We start from the raw sequence: 4,831 nt of genomic DNA, 5'->3' as shown, positions 1-4,831 counted from the left end.
GTCGGCCCGCTGCCGGGGGGAGGCGTCCATACCATCTGAAAAAGACCTCCTCCTTCTGGTGAAATACGTTGATCCCGCTGGCTGAGTATCCCAATAAGCAGATGACCTTCGCCGACGCCGAGTACGCCGGCAAGCGCAAGCAAACTCGCAACGAGTTGTTCCTGATCGAGATGGATCAGGTAGTGCCGTGGAAGGGCTTGATTGCCCTGATCGAGCCTCACTACCCCAAGGGAGAAGGAGGTCGCCCGTCCTATCCGTTGCTGGCGATGCTACGCGTGCATCTGCTGCAAACTGGTTCGGCTATAGCGATCCGGCGATGGAAGAAGCGTTGTCCGAAACGACCATCCTGCGCCAGTTTGCAGGCTTGAGCTTGGAACGTATCCCGGACGAAACCACTATCCTCAACTTCCGCCGCCTGCTGGAGAAGCACGAGTTGGCTGCTGGCAGCCTTGGCGTTATCAACGGCTATTTGGGCGATCGCGGGCTTTCGTTGCGCCAAGGCACTATCGTCGATGCCACGCTGATCCATGCGCCGAGCTCGACCAAGAATAAGGAAGGCAAACGCGATCCAGAAATGCACCAATATATTTTCCTTTTGAGCAATTTCATAGAGAAGTATAGTCTCCGCTACGACTTGCGAAGCCCATGCACTCTATGCCCTACACTTCCAGGAATATTTTCGAGCCTTATTCGAGAGCTTCGAGTGCTAACGACTCAAAATGAACATCTCAATATGCTGATGAATGATTTTGAGGAAAGCATACGCGACCTGCGACAAGACTCTTCTGACAGGCGAATCAAGACCGCTATACAGAAGCAGGTCAATTTAATTGAAGCTCTAGGCGCACTATGCCCAGGAGTAACCAGTGGAGAGCTTGGGAGGATTTGCAGCGAGGTCAGCTCATGGCCGCACAGGGCTGTTAGTGGCTCTTTAAAGAGTCTCTATGGCTTTGCCTCTGACTATCCAGGCATTCGCCATGCAGGAAATCCAAAAGGTGTAACAAGGCAAATTGACATGAGGGATTTGGTTGCTATCTCTATTCTACTTGCGGGCTTTACACCTTACCTGTGCGACACCTTCGACCCCAAATCCATATACCTGGGGTCTTGATATTTTGCGCGTTCTCGATCGTGTTGCTCTGACGTAGATGTGGGTGGATCATGACCAACTTCCAGTTCCTCGCCCCCGAATTCAAACCGCTCCTTGAGCCCGCGAAAGGTGCCGAGCAACTGGTCTATTCCGACCCGCGAGCTTGCTGCATGCGTACCCGCCATGCGCTGGAGCAGGCGGTGCACTGGCTGTACGAGCATGACCGCGACCTGCACATGCCGTACGACCGTAGCCTTAATGCACTGCTGACCAACCGCGACTTCGAGGACCTACCGCCGCCGCAGGTGCTACAAAAAATGCGGCTGATTCAGAAGGCCGGCAACCAGGCGGTGCATGGCAGCGGCACTATCAGCTTCAGCGATGCCATGAAGCTGGTGCGCGAACTGTTCCATGTGCTGTTCTGGCTGGCGCGCACCTACACTCGCGCCAGCGATCCCAAGGCTATCGTCGCCAGCTTCGACGAGAAGCGCGTGCCGCAGCTAGTCAGCACCAGCGACGCGGCGGTGTTTACCCGCGAAGAGCTGAAGAAGCAGGAAGCCAGGTTCCACCTGCAGATCGCCGACCAGCACGCCGCCCTGGAAAAACGCGAGGCGGCCATCGCCGAGCAGGCCGCGACACTGGCCGAGCGCGAGGCGCTGCTGGCGCAGGTCAACGCCGACCTTGCCGCCGCCCGCACCGAGCTGGCAAAAGCCAAGGCCGCCAATATCGCCGTACCGGACACCCACGACTACGACGAAGCGGACACCCGCCGATTCTTTATCGACGTGCTGCTGCGCGAAGCCGGCTGGGAAGCCGGCAAGAACCTCTCTGTCGAAGTGCCGCTCAAGGGCATGCCCAATGCTCAGGGCGAAGGCTTTGCCGATTACGTGCTGTGGGGCGCCGATGGCAAGCCATTGGCGGTAGTGGAAGCCAAGCGCAGCCTGAATGACCCGGACGTCGGCCGTCAGCAGGCCAAGCTCTATGCCGATTGTCTGGAAGCCGAGAAAGGCCAGCGTCCGCTGATCTTCTATACCAACGGCAACCACACCTGGCTGTGGGACGACCGCCGCGCGCCGCCGCGCGAGGTGCAGGGTTTCTATACCCGCGAGGAACTGGAACTGGCCGTACAACGCCGGCAGCTACAGACCGATCTGCGCATCCTGCCGATCAACAAAGACATCGTCGAGCGCCCCTACCAGCACCGCGCCATCCGCGCCATGGCCGAGGCCATGGCAGGCGGCCGCCGCGCCGGCCTGCTGACCATGGCTACCGGAACAGGTAAGACCCGCACAGCCATCGCGCTGGTGGAGCTGCTGATGCGCGCCAACTGGGTCAAGCGCGTGCTGTTCCTCGCCGACCGCGTGGCACTGGTCAACCAGGCTGTGAGCGCTTTTAAAACCCACCTGCCGGAATCCAGCCCGGTCAATCTGGTCACCGAGAAGAACGGCCAAGGCCGTGTCTACCTGTCCACCTACCCGACCATGATGGGCCTGATCGACGAGATGAACGGCGAACAGCGCCGCTATGGCATCGGCCACTTCGACCTGGTGATCATCGACGAGGCGCACCGCAGCGTTTACCAGAAATACGGCGCGATCTTCCGCTACTTCGACAGCTACCTGGTCGGCCTCACCGCCACCCCGCGCGATGAGGTTGATCGCGACACCTACCACCTGTTCGGCCTGGAGACGGGCGTTCCCACCGACGCCTACAGCCTCGACGAAGCCGTGGCCGCCGGTTATCTGGTACCGCCCAAGGCGCATTCGGTGCCGATCAAGTTCGTCCGCGAGGGCATCCGCTACGACGAGCTGAGCGACGAGGAAAAGGAACACTGGGAATCACTGGACTGGGGCGACCGCGCCGCCGAGGACGGCGATGCGCCAGCCGAAGTGCTGGCCTCGGAGGTGAACAAGCAGCTATTCAACGAGCACACCGTAGACCTGATGCTGCAGCACCTGATGCAGCATGGCCTGAAGGTGGACGGCGGCGAAAAGATCGGCAAGACAATCGTCTTCGCCGTGAATAAGGAGCACGCCAAGTTCATCGCCCGCCGTTTTGATCACCACTATCCGCAGTACAAGGGTGAGTTCGCCCGCGTCATCGTGCATGGCGAGCCTTATGTACAAACGCTGCTTGACGCCTTCGGTGCCAAGGACAGCCGCCTGCCGCAGATCGCCATCTCAGTGGACATGCTCGACACCGGCATCGACGTGCCGCAGGTGCTGAACCTGGTGTTCTTCAAGGCGGTGCGCTCGAAGGTCAAGTTCCTGCAAATGGTCGGCCGCGGTACGCGCCTGTGTGAGAACCTGTTTGCGCCGGGCGTGAACAAGACCGAGTTCTACATCTTCGACTTCTGCGCCAACTTCGAATACTTCAACGAGTATCCCAAAGGCGCCCTTGGCGGCATGGCCGAACCGGTCGGCAAACGCCTGTTCAAGGCGCGCCTGGATCTACTCTCACTGCTCTCCGGCAAAGACACCCGAGTACCCGAAGGCACCGCCGAAACCATCGGCGGCTACGACAGCCTGGCTACCCTGCGCCAGGGCGTAACGGAAGAATTGCACGGCGAAGTGGCGGCGATGAACCTGGACAACTTCATCGTGCGTACCGAGCGCGAACACGTGGTGCGCTTCACCGACCGCAATGTCTGGAACGATCTGGACGATGCTGCCTTGGGCGATCTGCGCGCCCACGTCGCCGGCTTGCCCAGCGAGCGCGAGACTGAGCACATTACCGCCAAGCTGTTCGACCTGCTCTGCCTCAACCTGCAGCTCGCGGTGCTGCGCTCCAGTGGCGACTTCATCGCCTACCGCGACCGTATCCGCGAGCTGGCCAGCCAACTGGAAACCATGGAGAGCATCCCAGCCATCCGCGCCGAACTGGCACTGATCCAGGATCTGCAGACCGAGGAATACTGGCAGGACATCACCCTACCGATGATCGAGCAGGTGCGCCGCAAACTGCGTGGGCTGATCCAGCTGATCGAGCGGCACCAGTCCAACCCGGTGTACACCATGCTTACCGACCAGATCGGCCAGGCCAGCGAGGTCGTGCTCAAAGATTTCAGCACCGGCATCAACCTGGCCCAGTACCGCAAGAAGGTCGAGACCTATATTCGCGCCAACGAAAACCACGTGGCCATCGCCAAGCTCAAGCACAACAAACCGCTGACGCCGACCGACCTGGAAGAGCTGGAGCGCTTCGTCTACCAGTCCGAACCGGTGGAAAGCCGCGAACGCTTCATCGAATGCTTTGGCGACGACAAACCCCTGCCGCTGTTCATCCGCTCGCTGGTTGGCCTGGATCGCAATGCCGCCCTGGAAGCCTTCGGCAAGTTCCTCGACGGCAGCCGCTACAACAGCCAGCAGATCCGTTTTGTCGAGATGATCATCGAGCGCCTGACCAAGCACGGCACCATCGAGCCTGGACAGCTTTACGAACCGCCGTTCACTGCGGTGCACCATGAAGGATTGGATGGCGCCTTTGGAGACTCCGACGGAATTGTGGCACTGATCGCCGAGATCAACCAAGGGGCTGCGGCCTAAAGCATGGGGCAATGTTGAGAATGGTTAAGGTGTTCTTGATGCCAGCAGAGGCGACGCTGTATCCCTACCTGTATCCCTTAAATATTTGAATAACTTAAAACACTTAAAATTCAGCTAGTTACAAATTAGGTTCAAACGACCCCGGCAAATACAAAGCCCCGAGAATCTCAAGATTCTCGGGGCTTTTTCTTGTATC

General features: G+C 59.2%; 1 protein-coding gene and 1 pseudogene. Both read left to right on the top strand.

The features are described 5' to 3' along the window. Positions 1-101: 101 nt before the first annotated feature. Positions 102-583 (top strand): annotated as a pseudogene (locus LO50_RS24205) (IS5 family transposase); the annotation flags it as partial. Between the two features lie 578 nt (positions 584-1,161). Continuing rightward, a complete protein-coding gene (locus LO50_RS14295; RefSeq protein ID WP_044315430.1) occupies positions 1,162-4,635 on the top strand; it encodes a DEAD/DEAH box helicase family protein in 3,474 nt (1,157 codons plus the stop codon). The last annotated feature ends 196 nt before the right edge of the window (positions 4,636-4,831 follow it).

The sequence above is a fragment of the Stutzerimonas stutzeri genome, from assembly GCF_000935215.1.
Lineage (GTDB): Bacteria > Pseudomonadota > Gammaproteobacteria > Pseudomonadales > Pseudomonadaceae > Stutzerimonas.
The sequence above is the reverse complement of the archived record's forward strand: the minus strand, read 5'-3'. Positions and strand labels throughout refer to the sequence as shown.

Coding starts and splice junctions, on each gene's coding strand:
- LO50_RS14295 (WP_044315430.1), top strand. CDS start 1,162: ATGACCAACTTCCAGTTCCTCGCCCCCGAATTCAAACCGCTCCTTGAG.